The organism is Variovorax sp. GW823-FHT04B03, from assembly GCF_058796495.1.
In genome coordinates, this window is the sequence record NZ_JBXAIT010000005.1 from 343,229 (window position 1) to 359,836 (window position 16,608).

Sequence of the window (16,608 nt, forward strand, 5' to 3'; positions counted from 1 at the left end):
CCATGGCATCCCCGCTCACTCTCAAGCTCATCCTGGCCGGGGCCGCCAAGGCGGCTGCGGAACTCAAACCGCTCGACCAGCAGAGCCGCGCCGCGGCGGCCGGCCTGAAGCAGGCGCGCGACGCGCTCAAGATGCTGAACGCCCAGGCCGCACAGGTCACGGGCCTGCGCAAGCACCAGGCCGAGCTGGCCAGCCAGGGCAATGCCTTGAAGGTGCTGCGCACCAACCTCGACAGCGTCACGCGCACCTACGGCGCCAACAGCGACCAGGCGCGTGCGCTGCAGGTGCAGGTCGACAAGGCCACCGCCTCCTACGACAAGCAGCGCCGCTCGTTGATACAGCTGCGCACCGCGGCCACCGCCAGCGGCATCCAGAACCTCACGGCCGATCAGAGCCGGCTGCGCAGCGAGATCACGTCGACCAACACCAGCATTGCGCAGCAGAAGGCGCGGCTCGAAGCCCTGGCCAACGTCAGCGCGCGCAAGGCGCAGTTGCGTCAAGGCTTCAACAACACACGCACCACGGCCGGCCACCTGGCCATGGCGGGCGCCAGCGGCTTGGCCACCGGCTATGGCGTGCGCCGCGCCGTCACAGAGCCGCTGAACCAGATCCGCGAGTTCGACACCAGCACGACGCGGATTGCCGCGCTCGGCCTGAAGCCGGAAGACACCGCCCAGGCCATCGAGTACGCCAAGCGCATGAAGACCTTCGGCACCAGCATGAACGACAACATGGGGTTGATGCTGGACGCCACCACCGCCTTCGCCGACGTGCACCACGCCAAGATGGTCATGCCCACGCTGGCCAAGATGAAATTCGCGAACAAGGCCGTCTTCGGCGCCGAGAACGGGCAGGAGAACGAAGCGAAGTTCATGGACATGCTGAAGGTGATCGAGGCGCGCAACGGCCTGAACAGCGAGGCCGACTTCATCAAGCAAGCCGACATGGTCCAGCGCGTCATCACGGCCACCGGTGGCCGCGTGGACTCAACGCAGTGGCTCGACTTCCTCAAGACCGGCGGCCTGGCCGCGCGCGGCCTGCGCGACGATGCGATGTACTACCAGCTGGAGCCGCTGGTGCAGGCGATGGGCGGCAACCGCGTGGGTACGGCGACGATGTCGGCCTACCAGAACGTGTACCAAGGCAAGACCACGAAGCGCGCGGCCAACATGATGGAATCGCTCGGGCTGATCGCCGACCCGTCAAAGGTCACGCACGACAAGGCAGGCCAGATCGCGCAGCTCGGCGTCGGTGCGATCAAGGGCGCAGAGCTGTTCCAGAAGAGCCAATTCGAGTGGATGGAAAAGGTGCTGCTGCCCACGCTGGCAGAGAAAGGCATCACCGGCGAGAAGCAGGTTCTCGACGCCATCGGCGGCATCTTCAGCAACCGCACGGCCTCGGGCCTGTTCGGCATGATGTTTCAGATGCGCGAGCAGATCCACAAGAACGCAAAGCTCAACGCCGGCGCATTCGGCATCGATCAGCTCGATACCGAAGCACGCACCATGGTCGGTGGCCGTGAAGTCGAGACGATGGCCCGCTTCCACGATGCAATGCAAGAGGCAGGTCGTGCGATCCTGCCCACGTACCTCGGGCTGCTCGACACGGTGACAAGCGCCATGCAGGGCATCACAAACTTCGCCCGCGAGAACCCCATGCTCGCCTCCTACATCGGCAAGGCCGTGCTCTGGGTCGGCCTGCTGGCCGCGGGCTTCGGCGCGCTCAGCCTGGGCGCCGCCGCCCTGCTCGGCCCCTTTGCTGTGGTGCGCTACGGCCTGGGGCTGTTCGGCGTCAAGGCGGCCGTGCTGGCGCCCGTGCTCGGGCTGCTCACGCGGACGCTCGGCTTTGCCGCGTCGGCGGTCATGTGGCTTGGCCGCGCTCTGCTCTTGAATCCCATCGGCCTCGCAGTCACAGGCATCGCCACCGCGGCGTTTCTGATCTACAGGTACTGGGGTCCGATCAACGGCTTCTTCTCCAACCTGTGGGACCGCGTGAAGGGGGCCTTCTCGTCGTTTTGGCAGTACCTCGGGGGATCGGTGCCCGCTGCGCTTGCGACCGTGAGCGCGGCGATCCTCAACTGGTCGCCCATCGGGCTCTTTTATCGGGCCTTCGCCGCCGTGATGCAGTGGTTCGGCGTTGAGCTGCCGGCGAAGTTCACGACCTTCGGCGGGCAGATGATGCAAGGCATGGTCAACGGCATCACCACCGCGCTCGGCGTGGTGCGCGAGGCCATCAGTGGCGCGGCCGAATCCACGGTCAACTGGTTCAAGGAAAAGCTCGGCATCCGCAGCCCGTCGCGCGTGTTCATGGAAGCCGGTGACAACATCGTCGAGGGCGCTGCCATCGGCATCGACCGCAGCCGTCCCATGCTGCGGGCCGCGGCGCTCGGGCTCGCCGGTGCCGCGGCCGGGGCCATGCCTGCGATGGCCGGCGACTTTCCGCTCGCGGCCGGCAGCTTCGACAGCCGCCCGCCACTGTCCGCTTCGGCTGCTGGTCGCTCGGGCGCCGGCGTGGTGGTGCAGGGCGACACCATCACCATCCACATCACCGCGGCGCCCGGCGGCGATGCGCCAGCCCTCGCCCGCGCCATCCGCGCAGAGCTGGACAAGCGCGACGCCGACAAGCGGGCCCGTATGCGCGGCGCCTTCATCGACTACGACAACTGAACGCTGCCATGCTGTGCCTCGGCCTCTTCGTCTTCACCCTCGATACCCTGAGCTATCAGGAGCTGCAGCGCCGCAGCAGCTGGAAGCACGCGTCGCAGGCGCTCGTCGGTGCCCGCAACGCCATGCAGTACCTCGGGCCGGGCGACGACATCATCACGCTCAATGGCGTGGTGATTCCCGAGTTCGCGGGCATCCCCGCGAGCCTCACGGTGCTGCGCCTCATGGCCGACCAGGGCGCGGCCTGGGTGCTGGTCGAAGGCACCGGGACCATCTACGGCGCGTTCGTCATCACCGAACTGCAGGAAACCCGCACGCTCTTCCATTCCAACGGCGAGGCGCGCCGCATCGAGTTCAGCGTCACGCTGCAGCGCGTGGATCAGGACGAGATGGAAGTCGCGCAGCAGCTGATCTCCGACGCCATGGGCGACCTGGGCGCCATCCTGCAGGACGCGAGCGGCACCCTTGGCCAGGCGCTGGGCGTGAGCGGCGACTGAGCCGATGTCCGACGTCGACACCATCGCCGGCACGCTGCCCACCGTCACCGTCAGCGGCGCCAGCAACTACGGCCGGCGGCCCGCCGCGCACCTCACGCCGATCTGGCGCATCACGGTCAACGGCGCCAACGTGTCGGAGCGCATCCAGCCGCGCTTCGTCAGCCTGACCATCACCGATGACCGGGCCAACGATGCCGACGAAATCGAACTCGTCGTCAGCGACCACGACGGCGCCGTCGAGCTGCCGGCAACCGGCGACACCGTGGAAGTCGCCATCGGATGGCGCGCCGAGCCTGCCGCGGCCCCGTATCGGCAGTTCACCACCGAAGACATGGGCTTCCCGGTCGGGTTGGTCGACAAGGGCCGGTACACCGTGCAGGCGGTGGAGTACGCCGGCACGCCCGACACCATCACCATCCGCGCCAGGGCGGCCAACCTGCTCGACACCCTGCGCGGCTTGCGCGACCAGTCCTGGCACGACACCACCGTCGGCGCCATCGTCAACAGCGTGGCGAAGCGCAACGGTATCGAGGCGACCGTCGACAAGGCCATCGCGGCGCGGAAGGTCAAGCACGCCGACCAGCTCAGCGAGTCCGACGCCTCATTTCTGCGCCGGCTCGCGCAGACCTACGACTGTCTCTGCACGGTGAAGGGCGGCAAGCTGCTATTCAGCCAGGCGCGCGCGGCGCGCACGGCAAGCGGCAAGGTGCTGGCGCCCGTGGTCATCACGCGCCAGGACGGCGATCAACACCGGTGGAGCCGTGCGGACCGCGACGCATACAGCGGCGTGCGCGCGATGTACACCAACATCAAGACCGGGAACCGCAGCGCCGTCGTCGCAGGCATCAGCGGCCGAGCGAAGGAACTGCGCACGACCTTCGCGAGCGAGGCGGATGCATTGGCGGCTGCTCGGGCCGAATGGCTGCGCATCCAGCGCGGGATCTTCGACTTCGAGATCACCCTCGCCTACGGCCGCGCCGACATCACGCCGCAGCGCCCCGCGCGCGTGGCGGGCTACAAACGGCAGATCGATGAGACGCCGTGGATCGTTGCCCGCGTGCGGCACTCGCTCGACGGCGGCGGCTACGTCAGCCAGCTCACGCTGGAGACTGAGCAGGCCGAGGGCGTCGAAGGGCAGGAAGGCGCCGGCACCGAAGAATGAGGGAGCGCGACTGGCTCCGCGTTACTTCGGCCGATTGACTTGCAGGCCGAGTGCTTTGAGAAAGGATGGATCGACCCCACGCCCGCCCGCGCCCAGAGCGTTCTGCATCGGCTTCGACCAGCCCCAGCCCATCAATTCCTTGGTCACGAGGTCATTGAGGTTCTGCACGCCGATCACTGCGCGTGCGACCTTCTCGGCCTGCGCACGGGTCATGCGAACCTGAACCGACTTGTCCTTCAGCGCTTTCTCGGCCGTGCCCTTGTCGCTGATGGTCTGGAGCACGGGTAGGGCCGTGACCGTGACCTCGTTCACCTTGGTGTGGATGAACATGCGGAACAGCCCGTAGGCCAACACCTCGGCCATCTGATCGACCATCGCCGAAGGGAACTGCCTCACCGTTGCAGCCTCGACCTCGGCATTGATCTGCACCTGCAGCGGAGACTGCTTCAGTATCTTCACCTGGCCCAGCTCGACGCTGTAGTCGCCGAGTTCGTCGAACGCCTTCTCTGCGTTCGCAAACATGGGTGGCGTGGCCGCCTTCCCCAGCGTTGCAACCTGCGCCAGCACCGGCCCGCTCATCCCCGCGAGACCGCTGGCGACTGCCAGCACCAAGAAAGCTCTCCGCATCGATCCTCCTAATCTCCCGCGTCGGTCGCGGATTCCCTCATCGTCATCAACACCCAGCGGACAAGCGTTGCGACCATCAGTCCCAACTTACCCGTTGGCCCTCTTCGGTTGCGCGAGCGCATCAAGAACGCTGCGCGCCGCGGCGCGTCCTTGCTCGTCGGCGGCGTTGTAGTTGTCCAAGAGGGCGGCTTCTTCGGGTGTCAACGTCCGGGCGGCCGGGGAATGAGCACCAAAAAGCACATAGCTCACATCGACGCCGGCGCCCGCCAGCTTCATGAGCACGCCTGCACCCGGCTCGACAAGCCCGCGTTCGTAGCGACTCAACATCGCCCGTTGAACGCCAATCAGCTCAGCCAAGCCCTGCTGGGACTGGCCGAGACGATCACGCTCTTCACGCAGCCTGTCGCCGCAATGAGCATCAAAAGACACATACACCCCTTGACTCCGAGCCTTTTAATGCTCAGAATCCACCGCACACCACATTAACGAGTTCCCATATTAACCATATGGCCACCATTGCCCCCCGCCGCGGACGCCCCTCTCTCCCACCAGACATCCGTCTGGTGCGCGAAGTACCTGTCGCACTGCGCCTGCCGCCCGCCGAACACCAGCGGACCCAAGCCCACGCGAGCCGCGAAGGGCGATCCGTCGCCAACTTTGCGCGTCGCGTCTACCTGCTGGGCCTCGCGCAGTACGAAGCCGAGCTGGCCCGCAGCCGCAGCGCCTCCACCTGACCACCGACACCACCACGCCTTTGCCCGAAGGACTTTCGACGATGTACCCCGATCCCAAGCGCATCCGCGACAACCGCCTCACCGTGCGTTTCGACGACTACGAGGAAAAGCTGCTGCGCGCCCTGGCCGACTACCTGGGCGAGCAGCCCACGACGTTGATCCGCGAGCTGGCCCTGCGCCAGGCCGAAGAGCTGCTCGGCGTCAGCCGTGAGCCTTTGGCCGACGGCAGTCTGCCCCGCACCGCGGTTTAAAGCCAGTCGCTCAAAAGCGGCTTGCAGCCAGCCTTAGCCCCGCCGAATGTCTGACGAAAAGATGACGTGCTTCCACCAGATCAACCTGACCGACGCCGAGCACGCAGTGTTCGAACGGGTGCGCCGGGCGCAGGGACTGGACAGCGTCGAAGACGTGGTGGTGTGGCTTGCCAAGGTGCGTTTGCGCAAGGGCGTGGAGCACGTCACCGGCCGCCGCCGCGGCCCGCGTTTGGTCACATCAGGAGGAAAGCCGCAATGAACGCGTGCCAACACGAGCAGGCGGCTGACGCCAGCAACCGCTACATGCGCATCACCATCGAGTGCCCGCACTGCGGCACGCGCTGCGTTGCATGCGACAGCCGCGCGATGAGCAAGACCATGCGCGAGATCACCTACCGCTGCCGCAACTGGCAGTGCGGTTTCACCGGTGTCGCCACGTTGGAATTTCAGCGCGTGCTGGTGCTCTCCAGCATCCCCGCGGCAGACGTTTCGCTGCCGCTTTCGCGGCACATCCGCCGCGGCCAGCTGGCCCTGCAGCTGGCGGACGAAGGCAACGTCGCCGACGACGAAGCCTCCTATCTCGCGAACCTGCACACGCCCCTGAGCGACTGGGGCGTCAGCAGCGCCATGCCCGCCGCCCCGCCGGACTGATCTAGTCCCGCGCCTCCCCGGCGCACCTGCCCTCACCGACCCACCGCCACGCGCCTTTTTCAAGGCGTGCGGCCCCTCTCACGCCTTTTTTCCGTCACAGGAGCCGAAGACATGTCCCTCACCGCCCGCCGCTTCACCGACAAGCCTGCGCAACGCATCGACGTTCCCAAGCTGGCGAAAGTTACACGCGAAGAGGCAGAGCGCCTGCCGCTTCTGGATCGCGTGCTGTTGCAGGAGCACGAGCGACACGCCGCCCGGCTGGCGGACATCCGGCGCGTGGCCGACAAGCTGGCCGCGCTCGACCCCATCGTGCGCGCCGCCCGCGCCGACGGTGCCTATCTCGACGTCACCGACGTCCGCCTGAGCTACGCGAGCCACCGTCTCGGCGGCTATGGGCGCCGTGTCAACGCCGTGGTGCTGAAGGCCGGCGACACCTTTTCGAGCTGGCGCGACCCCAAGACACAGAACGCGGTCGCCAATGCGCTGCTGGCCGCCGGCTGGCGCGTGGTCGACGTCCATGCAGACGGTTCGGAGATCTCCCGCGACCGCGTCATCTTCATGCACGGACAGCGCGCGGTCGAAACCAGCTGCATGCGGCAGTGGGTCATCGACGCGATCGAGGCCGGCCACATCACGGCCGCCACGCAGGGCCGACACCCAGCCACTGACACCGGCACGCCGCTGAACGCTGCCAACGCGGGCGCTGCTCGCACCGCGTGCGCTTCCTGATGGCATGGACTGCGCCGAGACGCCCGAACACCACGAGTTCCACGGCCAGCCCAAGCCACCAGCGCCTATTCCCGATGGCAAACCGAACCCGTTCTATGCCCGCCACGCGGCCAAGCTCGCGAAGCTGCGCGAAGAGTGCGTCGTCATCGCTTTCGGCCAGCGGCGCGCGCTGCTGGAAGAGGACGAATGGCGGGCTCTGCCGCTCATGCTGCGCTTCTTCGTGCTCACCGAGGCCGGCATGGCCGACCCGGATGACGCGTTGCGGCGAGGCTGGCGCGAGTTCCCCGATGCCGAGCGGAGCGCGATCCGCGCAACGCTGCGCGCGTGGATTCGCGACCTTGATGCGCTCAGCGCTTTGACGCTGTAGGCACCCCATGCGTCTCGTCACTGCACGCCCTGCCACCCCCGATCCAGTCTTCTGGATGCGGCTTCGCTCCAGCCTTCCGAACGACCAGCACGTCGCGAAGGTCGCCCGCCGAATGGATGCGCGCTTGCGCAAGGAACTGCCGCCGCAGTGGGTGCCTGCGTTCGACGTGATCATGCCGCTCAAGCCCTCGGTGAAGGCCATGGGCGCGGACTGGGTCAGCTGGAACCTGGGGCGCGTCGATGCCATGCGTGCCTTCGAGCACGAGCACCAGGACATCCTGCACTGGACGGTGGGAGACGGCGAGGTGTGTGCGCGTGCGCGGCGCTGCGCCAATGCGCTCGACGACATGCTCAACGGCCACGCGTTGCCGATGAGCAAGCAGGACAGGCTCGACATCGTGCTCGACTACTGCGAGCGCATCGGTGTGGAAAAGCCGGTTGCAACGACGCCCGAGGGGCTGATCGCGCGCGCGGTGAATGAGCAATGGTGGCGCCGCGCCTTACGCAAGAAGGTGGCGCGCACGGTTGAGCATGCGGCCATCAAGCTGGGAGTGGTGCACCACAAGAACGGCGGCTATGCCAGCGACGAAGCATGCCGCCGACGCGTCGACCAGAACAAGCGCAATGCCGATCTGCTGAAGCGCGTGAAGATGCGCAACGAAGCCGGCCAGGTCTACAGCCTGTCCGAGCTGGCCGCGCTCTCGCCAAGCAATCGTGACATCCGCCGCGGCGAGCTGATGACGCGCATTCGCGGCTGCGAGGAATTCGCCGACGCCAACGGGCATCACGGGCTGTTCCTCACGCTTACCTGCCCGAGCCGGTTCCATGCGGTGCTGTCGGGCGGGAAGTCGCGTTGGTCAAAGCCGTCGCGCAACAACAAGTACGAAGGCGACTCCCCGCGCGATGCACAGCAGTGGCTGTGCCGCATGTGGGCCAAGGCCCGCGCCAAGATGGCACGCAAGGGCGTGGCGGCTTATGGCTTCCGCGTGGCAGAGCCGCACCACGACGGATGCCCGCACTGGCACGCGCTGCTGTGGTTCACCACGCCCGAGCAGGCCCAGCTGGCGAAAGAGATCATCAGCGGCTACTGGCTCAGCGATGCGGGCGACGAGCCGGGCGCCGTGCGCAACCGGTGCAAGTTCATCGCCATGACGCGCGGTGGCGCCGCTGGTTATGTCGCCAAGTACGTGGCCAAGAACATCGGCGCGGAGGATGGCGGCGATGCCGGCGTCGGCCAGCACACCGACACCATCGACGGCTTCGAGCACGTGATGGACACGCGCGAGTTCAAGGGCTGGCAGCGCGTGGATGCCTGGGCCAGCACCTGGGGCATCCGGCAGTTCCAAGCCATCGGACAGCCGAGCGTGACGGTGTGGCGCGAAATGCGCCGTGTCACGAAAGACCAGATCGACCGCGCACAGCTGCGCCTCGACTTCGGTGACGCCGCCGCCGTGAAGGCATGGTGGGCATGCCACAAGCATGGCGACCTGCAGGCATCGTGGGAGCGGTACGTGGGTGCCCAGGGCGGCATGTGCCGCAAGCGCCGCGAGTGGATGCTTCGCACCGCCGTGCGGGTCAACGAAGGCTGCAAGAACGTCTATGACGAAACCATCACGCGCAAGACCGTGGTGGGCGTCGAAACGAAGGCCGGAAACTGGCTCGTGAGCCGTCGGCAATCGTGGGCTTCCTGCGCCGGCGAAGCCGCGCAGGACAAGGCCCAGCGCGAAGCGATGGGCCGCCCTTGGACTCGTTTCAATAACTGTACGGCCCGCCTGACGCGCGAGCCGCTGCGGCAGCTCATGCAGGGTGATCGGCCGTGGGCCATGCCCTTCGATTCGGAAGAAATCCTGCCGCTGGAGCCATTCCGGCCCGCCCGAGCAGGGCGGCGAACACCGACGGCGCCACCGAACGAGCAGATCCACGTCGTCGACGGCGAGCGCACGACCTTCCGCATGCCCGATGCGGGCATCGCCGCAGCCGCGGCACTGATTCGCCAGGCCGAAGTGCGCCCAGTTGCGCCCGCAGCGCCGGCGCCCCGCGCCATCGATGACGCCTCGTCACCCGAGTTCGCCGCCTTGATCGCTCGCGTCAAGGCTTCCGCCCCCCGCCTGCGCGCCCTCGCGGCAGCTGGCCACTGATCCACCACCAACCGGAGCCGCATCACCATGCCACGCACCACCGCCGCGGTCGTACAGATCGCACAGCACAAGCCCTACGCGCCACCACTGGCGCACAAGGTGCACATCACCGCGCCCTACTCGCCAGCCTGCGCCACCGACGTGCGCGCCACCATCGAGCGCGTGCGCGGCCTGCTCGCGAGCCAGGCCGCCGGCCGGCGCAAGCCGCGGCGAGCGGACGCGCAGGCCATCCAGCAGGCCGACATGTTCCCGTCGACCGTTGTGCGCATCGCCCTCGTGCAGCAGCGGAGGGCGGCATGAACGCGCACCGTCTCAATCACCACGACATCCAGGCCGTCAAGACCTTCGAGGACCGGGCCAGGAAGAAGGCGCGCGGCAAGCGCATCGCTGACCGCATCACGCTGCTGGGCTGCGCGCTGGCCGTGATGGCGTTGCTGGTCATGGCCATGACCGGAGGTCTGTCGCAATGAACCCCTTGACGAGCACGCCGGCACCCGCGCTTCTGGCGGTGGTCTGCGAGCTGGAGCGCGCCATGCAGAAGTTTCCGACCTGGCCGACCGATCCGCTTCACGCGCTCGCCGTGCTCGGCGAAGAGTACGGAGAACTGACCAAGGCCATGCTGCAGCTCACCTACGAGCCGCACAAGACCACCGCCGCCGACGTGCGAGAGGAAGCGGTGCAGACCGCTGCCATGGCCCTGCGCCTGCTCGCAAGTCTCGACGGCTACGTCTACCAGCCGAGCGCACAGCACGTCCAAGACGTCGCAGCCTTCGGCAAGTTTGGCTGAGCCTGAGCGATGCCGTCCGTGATCGAGCCCACTGACCAGCAGCTGCGCGAGGCGTGCGAGCGCATGGCGCGCCGCTTCCGGTGGACCGACAGCTTCGAGACGGTGATGCAGGACGCCTGCCGTAGCCGGCTCGTGCGCCTCGCCGTTGCCCATCCGAGCGCGGCCGGCTTCGCGGCAGCTCGTGCGCCTCGACTCTTCGCGCGGCGCCTGCCAGCCACCGCGCTGCCGCTCTTCGACCGAAAGCGCGCCGCCTCGGGCGAGCGCGACGACGACTGACCACCAACCCTTTCACCACGCCCTAACCCATGACCAACCAACTTGCTCCCGACTTCGTCGGCGTCGACCTCGCGCACGGCAATGACATGACGTTCACTCAGCCACTTCCAGCTTTGCATCGCGTCTACATCGCAGGGCCAATGACGGGCTACGCTGAGCTCAACTTTCCGGCGTTTCGCGCGGAAGCCAGCGCGCTGCGCCGCGTGGGCCTCGAAGTCGTCAACCCCGCCGAGATCAACATCGACCCCAGCACCGGCTGGAGCGCGTGCATGCGCGCCGACATCGCCCAGCTCGTCACGTGCGACCGCATCCATCTTCTGCCCGGTTGGTCGCGAAGCAAGGGGGCATCGCTGGAGCATCACATCGGGCGTGCGCTGGGCCTGCTTGTCACTCTGGCCGAAGGCGCCGAGGCCATGCCCGAGCACTTCAGCTTCGCGGGAAGCGTCGACAACTTCGTGAGCCAGTTCCTCAACCACGCCGTCCAGGCAGAGGATGAGGGCGGAATCCGGGCTTCGGCGGCGGTGACAAAAGTCAGCCACGAAGCTGCGCTCGCCATCTGCGAGAAGGTGGCCGGCTACCACCAGGCACAGCTGAAATCTGTCCTCGCCGCTCACGGCTATCACACGGCGGTCACGCAGGCCCACGGTTACCAGTACCTCGGTGCCCGTCGTTGCATCGAGGCCATCCGCGCCGCCGCTCGTTTGGAGGGCTGAGCCATGCCGAAGAAGACTCTCAAGCTCTGCCCGCTCGCTCAACACATCGTCAAGATGCTGGCCGAGTCCGGCCGCCCTGGCCACGGTCCGACGTACGCCTGCAGCAAGGCGCACGAGCTGCACGGGCGCACTACGAACGATGTGCTCGTGTGGGCGAGCCATCAGCTCGACAGCACGAACCGTGGCGCCATCGCTGACGCGATTGGAAAGACATCGGGCTGGACCATCGATGCGGCCGACTTGGCCGCGGCGGCCCGAGTCGAGAAAGCGCTCGGCGCGCTGCCGGTGCTCAACCTGCAGGAGCTGCTGTCGTGAGCCGCGGGAAAGTGCGCAACCGGCGCGAGCTGTGCCGCAGTCATCCGGTAGCTACCGCCGTCGCCAAAGCGCAGATGGCCAGCCACATGACCACGGTCAGCATCGCCATCTACATGACGGCCGACGGCGAGCCGGCGCGCGATCTGCTCGCGCACCTGGGTTGGGTCATCGGCATCGGCGCCGAGATCGCGGCCGTTGTCGCGCCAGGGCTGGCACAGGCGAAGCGCCTGCATGCCGCGCTTCGCACCGTCGTCCAGCTGAGCATCGACAACGCCTGGCAGGCGGCGCAGGCCGGCGTGCTGTCGGACGCGGCCACCGAAGCGAAAGACCTGCTGATCGCACACGCCGGCATCGGCTTCGACCTCATCCCCAGCGGCGACTACATCGCCGGCCGCATCCGCGACGGCGTCGCGTCTCTCGCAGACGTGGCCGGCGCCGAGATCTATTCCACCGAATCCAAAGGAGTCACCGCATGAGTGAACTGATCTTCTTCATCGCCGGCCTGCTAATCAGCGGCGTCATCGGCGCCGGCACGATCTGCATCCTCGTGGTCGGGAGGGACAAAGCATGCTGATGTCCACGACTACCGAGATCCGACACGGCCACCTCTTCTGTGGCCTGGGCGGCGGCGCCAAGGGCTTCAATGCAGCGCGGCCAATCATCGGCACCCAGCGCGCTCGCTTCCGCTGCGTTGGCGGAATCGATAACGACCCCGCGGCCATTCGCGACTTCACGCGAGCGGCTGGTGTTGCCGGCACCGTGCTCGACATGTTCGACCGAAGCCAGTACAGCGACTTTCACGGTGCAGAGCCCGCGGCCGAATGGCGCGAGGCCACGCCGGCGGATATCCACGCAGCCTTTCACAACGAACGGCCGCATATCGTTTTTCTGTCCGCACCGTGCAAGGGATTCAGCGGGCTGCTGTCCGAGGGCAAGAGCAAGACGGACAAGTACCAGGCGCTCAACCGTCTGACGTTACGCGGCATCTGGCTGCTGCTGGAAGCCTACAAACACGACCCGGTCGAAATGCTGCTCTTCGAGAACGTGCCCCGCATCGCGACCCGCGGCCGGCATCTGCTCGACCAGATCGGCGACTTGCTCCGCGCCTACGGGTATGCCGTCGCCGAAACAACGCACGACTGCGGCGAGCTGGCCGGCCTTGCACAGAGTCGCAAGCGGTTCCTGCTCGTGGCCCGCCATCTCGAGAAGGTGCCGCCGTTCCTGTACGAGCCGGCGAAGAAGCAGCTGCGTGCGGTTGGCGATGTGCTGGGCCGCATGCTGCTGCCCGGCGACATGCGCGCAGGCCCGATGCATCGTGTGCCGTCACTGCAGTGGAAGACGTGGGTGCGGCTGGCTTTCGTCGAGGCCGGAAGCGACTGGCGCAGCTTGAACAAGCTGGCGATCGAGGACGGGCACTTGCGCGACTACATGATCGAGCCCGCCATGCAGGCGGCTGCATTCGCGCCGGCTGACCCGCGGTTTGAACAGTCGTCGAAGTGGACCGACGGGCAAGCCTATGGTGTGCGGCGCTGGGGCGACACGAGTGGGACGATTGGCGGACAGCAGAACCCAGGCCAGGGGGCCTACTGCATCGCCGATCCGCGCCACACCGGGCCGGCCAAGCACAGCAACGAATTCCGCATCGTCCCGTGGAACCGCGCCAGCCTCGCGATCACGAGCGCGCACGGCACCGGCCAGGGCGTCGCAGATCCGAGGCAATCCGGCGAGGCTTTCGCAAAGTACGCAGTGACGGCCTACGAAGAAGCTGCCGGCACCGTCATCAGCGGCAGCACCACGGGACAAGGCGCGTTCGCGGTAGCTGATCCGCGCAGCGGCATGCAGCGTGGCAAGGGTGACAACTACCTGACCGCCGGGCACTATGGCGTGACGTCGTGGACCGGCCCGGCCGGCGCTGTCAGCGCCGCCGCTGGCCACGACAACGGCCGATGGAGCGTTGCAGATCCGCGCATCCCGGCTGCGGCAGACAAGGTGCTGTGCCGCATCCAGGCGCTCGATGGCACCTGGCACCGCCCGTTCACGACCCTGGAGCTTGCGGCCCTGCAGTCGTTGGTCGACCCTGAAGAGCAGCTGGAGTTGGACGGCCTGAGCGATCAGGCATGGCGCGAGCGAATCGGCAACGCTGTGCCGCCGGCCGCCGCTACCGCCATCGCCGAAGAGATGGGCCGGACGCTCATGCTCGCGTGGAGCGGCGAGACATTCGCACTGAGCAGCGCCCCGATCTGGGTGCGCAACGTGGCAGTTGCGTTGAGCGTGGCAGGAGGTCACGCATGAGCGAGATCGTCACCAGCTGGATTCTGGGCATTGCTTGGCTGGCGGGGGTCGTGCTCGCCAAAGGCTTCTGGTCCACCGTGTTCGCAGTCACGGTTCCGTTCTGGGCGTGGTATCTCGTGATCGAGCGTGCCCTCGCCGCTTTGGGATGGATGCCATGAAGGCGCGGCCCGTGTTCAGTATCGACCGCCGCTGCAGCGCGGCCATGCGACGTATCGCCGCCTTCATCGACGAACAGGCCGAGATCGAGAAGGCGCGCATCGCTGCCGATTTTCAGCAGTTGAGGCGCGCCAGGGGCCTGCCTCCGATCATGCTTGCGGCGTGGAAGCACTACGTGATGCCGAAGCACTTCGAATGTCCTGAGTGCGGCGGGCGCGTGTGCATCGAGGTCGACGAATGGAGCGCCGCTACTGGCATCCCGAGGGCCGGAGGAATCCGCGTCATGTGCATCGCCGAAGAAGACGAGGTAGACCGCGCGATGCAGGCCGATGAAGACCCGGCATGGCAGCACCGCCACTGGCAAGGCGCCGAGTGGATGGGACTGATCCGCCGCGTTGAACGTTTCTGCGCGTCGGCGGTGCGCATCCATACCGCCGAACAGGAGCCACGCCGGTGAGCAGCCGTTCGGCAGACGGAAGCCCGCCAGCCGGCCTGCTGGGCAGAGCTACCATGCGGCCCCACATAGACCAGGCAAGCGCCTGCTCGAAACTCATCGAGATCCTGGCACGCCAGCTCGTCAACGACATCACCCGAGAGCGCAATGAGAGCCTGCCTGTACGCCCGATACAGCACTGACAACCAGAGTCAGAACAGCATCGAAGACCAGCTGCGGGCTGGCCGCGAGCGAGCAGCCCGAGAGGGCTGGCCCATCGCCATGATGCACGCCGACGAAGGAATCAGCGGCTCGACGCCAGTGGCGCTGAGAGCTGGTGGCAAGGCGCTGCTGGCCGACGCACTGGCCGACCGCTTCGACGTGCTGATCGTTGAAGGGCTGGACCGCATCACGCGCGACCTGGCCGAGCAAGAGCGTACCGTCAAGCGCATGGAGCACCGCGGCATCCGCATCATCGGCACGGCCGACGGGTACGACACGCAGCAAGCAGGGCGCAAGGTCATGCGTATCGCGCGCGGGCTCGTGAACGAGCTGTACATCGACGACTTGCGCAAGAAGACGCACCGAGGACTGCAGGGGCAATTCGAGCGGGGCATGGCCGCGGGCGGACGCACCTACGGCTACACGAGCGTGCCCGTGGAAGGCGGGCACCGGATCGTGATCGACGAGGAACAGGCGAAGCACGTGCGGTGGATCTACGAGCAGGTCGCCGCCGGCGCCACGCTGCGCAGCATCGTCTACACCTTGAACGCGCAGGGCGTGCCGAGCCCGCGCGGCAATGGCTGGGCCGCCAGTGCGCTTGTGGGCAACGCGAAGATGGGAGACGGCCTGCTGAACAATGAGATGTACATCGGCCGGCTCGTGTGGAATCGCCGCCAGTGGCTGAAAGATCCAGACACGGGCAAGCGCCTGCCAGTAGCACGGCCGCGCGACGAATGGCTCGTGCGTGAAGCGCCGGAGCTGCGCATCATCGACGCGACGCTTTGGGGCCAGACCCGCCCGCATGAACTCAAGCGCGGCAACCCGACGCGCGGTCGACCGCACGGCACCTTGTTCGGCGGCCTGCTGCGCTGCGATACGTGTGGTGGTCCCATCATCGCGATCAACGCGAGCCGCTACGGCTGCAGTGCGCACAAGGACAAAGGGCCAACGTCGTGCCGCAACGCGGCCACTTGGCGGCGCACGGACGTCGACAACCGATTGCTGGCTGAGCTGAGAGAGGATTTGCTGAGCCCGGCCGCACTGGCCGAGGTGCAGACCACGGTGCGCCGGCTGCTCGTCGAGCTGGACGGCGGGCAAGAACGTGCCCAGGCTGCGGCGCGCCGGCGCAGCGTCGATCTCGACCGCGAGATCCAGCGCATCGTGGATGCCATCGTGACGGTGGGCGCCAGTGAAGCACTGGCCAGCCGCTTGCGTGCGGCAGAGCTGGAGCGAAAAACGCTTCAGGCAACGCTTGAACAAGCGCCGCAATTGCAGGTCAGTGCAACCGAAATTGCATCACGCTACAGGCAGCTCGTGATGAATTTAAAAGAGACATTAAGCGGTGAAGCAAATACCGTGAGTGCGGCTCGTCCGGTAATTGCTGAATTGCTCGGCGCGGTCACGCTGCGGCGTGATCCGGAGACTGGAGAAAGCTGGGCACAAATGAAAAACCCCGCTGAACAACTGCTTTTGGCAGTTGCATCAGCGGGGTCTCCAATGTTGGTTGCGCGAGCAAGATTTGAACTTGCGACCTTTGGGTTATGAGCCCAACGAGCTACCAGGCTGCTCCATCGCGCGGCAAGTATAAATTATAGC

General features: G+C 66.8%; 23 protein-coding genes and 1 tRNA gene. 21 read left to right on the plus strand and 3 right to left on the minus strand.

Translation table 11 applies throughout. The features are described 5' to 3' along the window. Window positions 1-2 precede the first annotated feature (2 nt). The 3 genes from AC1RAD_RS22645 to AC1RAD_RS22655 are packed head-to-tail and all read left to right on the plus strand — an operon-like array spanning window position 3 to window position 4,322. Window positions 3-2,666, plus strand: coding sequence for a phage tail tape measure protein (locus AC1RAD_RS22645; RefSeq protein WP_492737318.1), 2,664 nt, complete (start codon window positions 3-5; stop codon window positions 2,664-2,666). A gap of 8 nt (window positions 2,667-2,674) precedes the next feature. Then, window positions 2,675-3,160 (plus strand): phage tail protein, encoded by a 486-nt coding sequence (locus tag AC1RAD_RS22650; RefSeq protein WP_447779382.1) that lies wholly within the window; start codon window positions 2,675-2,677, stop codon window positions 3,158-3,160. Window positions 3,161-3,164: 4 nt separating this feature from the next. Next, on the plus strand, window positions 3,165-4,322 hold the full coding sequence (locus AC1RAD_RS22655; protein WP_492737320.1) for a contractile injection system protein, VgrG/Pvc8 family: 1,158 nt from the start codon (window positions 3,165-3,167) through the stop codon (window positions 4,320-4,322). 21 nt (window positions 4,323-4,343) lie between these two features. Here AC1RAD_RS22655 and AC1RAD_RS22660 read toward each other — a convergent pair whose 3' ends face one another. Together AC1RAD_RS22660 and AC1RAD_RS22665 are read right to left on the minus strand one after the other, a co-directional pair. Beyond that, window positions 4,344-4,934, minus strand: coding sequence for a hypothetical protein (locus AC1RAD_RS22660; RefSeq protein WP_492737322.1), 591 nt, complete (start codon window positions 4,932-4,934; stop codon window positions 4,344-4,346). A 102-nt stretch (window positions 4,935-5,036) separates the two neighbouring features. Beyond that, window positions 5,037-5,378, minus strand: a complete 342-nt coding sequence (locus AC1RAD_RS22665) for a helix-turn-helix domain-containing protein (protein ID WP_095747183.1) — start codon at window positions 5,376-5,378, stop codon at window positions 5,037-5,039. A 134-nt stretch (window positions 5,379-5,512) separates the two neighbouring features. On the opposite strand from AC1RAD_RS22665, the gene AC1RAD_RS22670 reads away from it, so the two are divergent. The 18 genes from AC1RAD_RS22670 (at window position 5,513) to AC1RAD_RS22755 (ending at window position 16,557) form a co-directional block, all read left to right on the plus strand. Continuing rightward, window positions 5,513-5,683 carry a hypothetical protein gene (locus AC1RAD_RS22670; RefSeq protein ID WP_447779390.1) on the plus strand — a complete coding sequence of 57 codons (171 nt, stop codon included), beginning with the start codon at window positions 5,513-5,515 and terminating at the stop codon, window positions 5,681-5,683. A 41-nt stretch (window positions 5,684-5,724) separates the two neighbouring features. Continuing rightward, window positions 5,725-5,934 carry a hypothetical protein gene (locus AC1RAD_RS22675; RefSeq protein ID WP_447779391.1) on the plus strand — a complete coding sequence of 70 codons (210 nt, stop codon included), beginning with the start codon at window positions 5,725-5,727 and terminating at the stop codon, window positions 5,932-5,934. 46 nt (window positions 5,935-5,980) lie between these two features. After that, window positions 5,981-6,193, plus strand: coding sequence for a hypothetical protein (locus tag AC1RAD_RS22680; RefSeq protein ID WP_492737325.1), 213 nt, complete (start codon window positions 5,981-5,983; stop codon window positions 6,191-6,193). Next, window positions 6,190-6,585, plus strand: a complete 396-nt coding sequence (locus tag AC1RAD_RS22685) for an Ogr/Delta-like zinc finger protein (RefSeq protein ID WP_487847544.1) — start codon at window positions 6,190-6,192, stop codon at window positions 6,583-6,585. Before AC1RAD_RS22680 ends, AC1RAD_RS22685 begins: the two co-directional genes overlap by 4 nt. Window positions 6,586-6,696: 111 nt before the next feature. Further along, window positions 6,697-7,314 (plus strand): hypothetical protein, encoded by a 618-nt coding sequence (locus tag AC1RAD_RS22690; protein ID WP_492737327.1) that lies wholly within the window; start codon window positions 6,697-6,699, stop codon window positions 7,312-7,314. 4 nt (window positions 7,315-7,318) lie between these two features. After that, complete coding sequence (locus tag AC1RAD_RS22695) at window positions 7,319-7,681, plus strand: hypothetical protein (RefSeq protein ID WP_492737329.1); 363 nt, start codon at window positions 7,319-7,321, stop codon at window positions 7,679-7,681. Between the two features lie 7 nt (window positions 7,682-7,688). Next, on the plus strand, window positions 7,689-9,818 hold the full coding sequence (locus AC1RAD_RS22700) for a replication endonuclease (RefSeq protein ID WP_492737331.1): 2,130 nt from the start codon (window positions 7,689-7,691) through the stop codon (window positions 9,816-9,818). Window positions 9,819-9,845: 27 nt separating this feature from the next. After that, window positions 9,846-10,118, plus strand: coding sequence for a hypothetical protein (locus tag AC1RAD_RS22705; RefSeq protein WP_492737333.1), 273 nt, complete (start codon window positions 9,846-9,848; stop codon window positions 10,116-10,118). Next, entirely contained in the window at window positions 10,115-10,288 is a 174-nt protein-coding gene (locus tag AC1RAD_RS22710; protein WP_492737335.1) for a hypothetical protein, read from the plus strand. Before AC1RAD_RS22705 ends, AC1RAD_RS22710 begins: the two co-directional genes overlap by 4 nt. Then, entirely contained in the window at window positions 10,285-10,605 is a 321-nt protein-coding gene (locus AC1RAD_RS22715) for a nucleoside triphosphate pyrophosphohydrolase family protein (protein ID WP_492737337.1), read from the plus strand. The genes AC1RAD_RS22710 and AC1RAD_RS22715 overlap by 4 nt, the downstream gene beginning before the upstream one ends. A gap of 18 nt (window positions 10,606-10,623) precedes the next feature. After that, window positions 10,624-10,881, plus strand: a complete 258-nt coding sequence (locus tag AC1RAD_RS22720; RefSeq protein ID WP_492737339.1) for a hypothetical protein — start codon at window positions 10,624-10,626, stop codon at window positions 10,879-10,881. A gap of 29 nt (window positions 10,882-10,910) precedes the next feature. Continuing rightward, the gene (locus AC1RAD_RS22725; protein WP_492737340.1) at window positions 10,911-11,594 is read left to right on the plus strand and encodes a DUF4406 domain-containing protein; all 684 of its coding nucleotides are present in this window, start codon (window positions 10,911-10,913) and stop codon (window positions 11,592-11,594) included. Window positions 11,595-11,597: 3 nt separating this feature from the next. Continuing rightward, entirely contained in the window at window positions 11,598-11,909 is a 312-nt protein-coding gene (locus tag AC1RAD_RS22730; RefSeq protein WP_492737342.1) for a hypothetical protein, read from the plus strand. Next, the gene (locus AC1RAD_RS22735; RefSeq protein ID WP_492737344.1) at window positions 11,906-12,385 is read left to right on the plus strand and encodes a hypothetical protein; all 480 of its coding nucleotides are present in this window, start codon (window positions 11,906-11,908) and stop codon (window positions 12,383-12,385) included. The genes AC1RAD_RS22730 and AC1RAD_RS22735 overlap by 4 nt, the downstream gene beginning before the upstream one ends. 91 nt (window positions 12,386-12,476) lie before the next feature. Then, window positions 12,477-14,201 (plus strand): DNA cytosine methyltransferase, encoded by a 1,725-nt coding sequence (locus AC1RAD_RS22740; protein WP_492737346.1) that lies wholly within the window; start codon window positions 12,477-12,479, stop codon window positions 14,199-14,201. After that, window positions 14,198-14,359 carry a hypothetical protein gene (locus tag AC1RAD_RS22745; RefSeq protein ID WP_492737348.1) on the plus strand — a complete coding sequence of 54 codons (162 nt, stop codon included), beginning with the start codon at window positions 14,198-14,200 and terminating at the stop codon, window positions 14,357-14,359. Before AC1RAD_RS22740 ends, AC1RAD_RS22745 begins: the two co-directional genes overlap by 4 nt. After that, window positions 14,347-14,814 carry a hypothetical protein gene (locus AC1RAD_RS22750; protein ID WP_492737349.1) on the plus strand — a complete coding sequence of 156 codons (468 nt, stop codon included), beginning with the start codon at window positions 14,347-14,349 and terminating at the stop codon, window positions 14,812-14,814. Before AC1RAD_RS22745 ends, AC1RAD_RS22750 begins: the two co-directional genes overlap by 13 nt. Before the next feature lie 144 nt (window positions 14,815-14,958). Further along, on the plus strand, window positions 14,959-16,557 hold the full coding sequence (locus tag AC1RAD_RS22755; protein WP_492737574.1) for a recombinase family protein: 1,599 nt from the start codon (window positions 14,959-14,961) through the stop codon (window positions 16,555-16,557). Here the strand turns inward: AC1RAD_RS22755 and AC1RAD_RS22760 are convergent. Then, window positions 16,514-16,590, minus strand: a tRNA-Met gene (locus AC1RAD_RS22760). The two genes, AC1RAD_RS22755 and AC1RAD_RS22760, sit on opposite strands and share 44 nt — an antisense overlap. Window positions 16,591-16,608 lie beyond the last annotated feature (18 nt).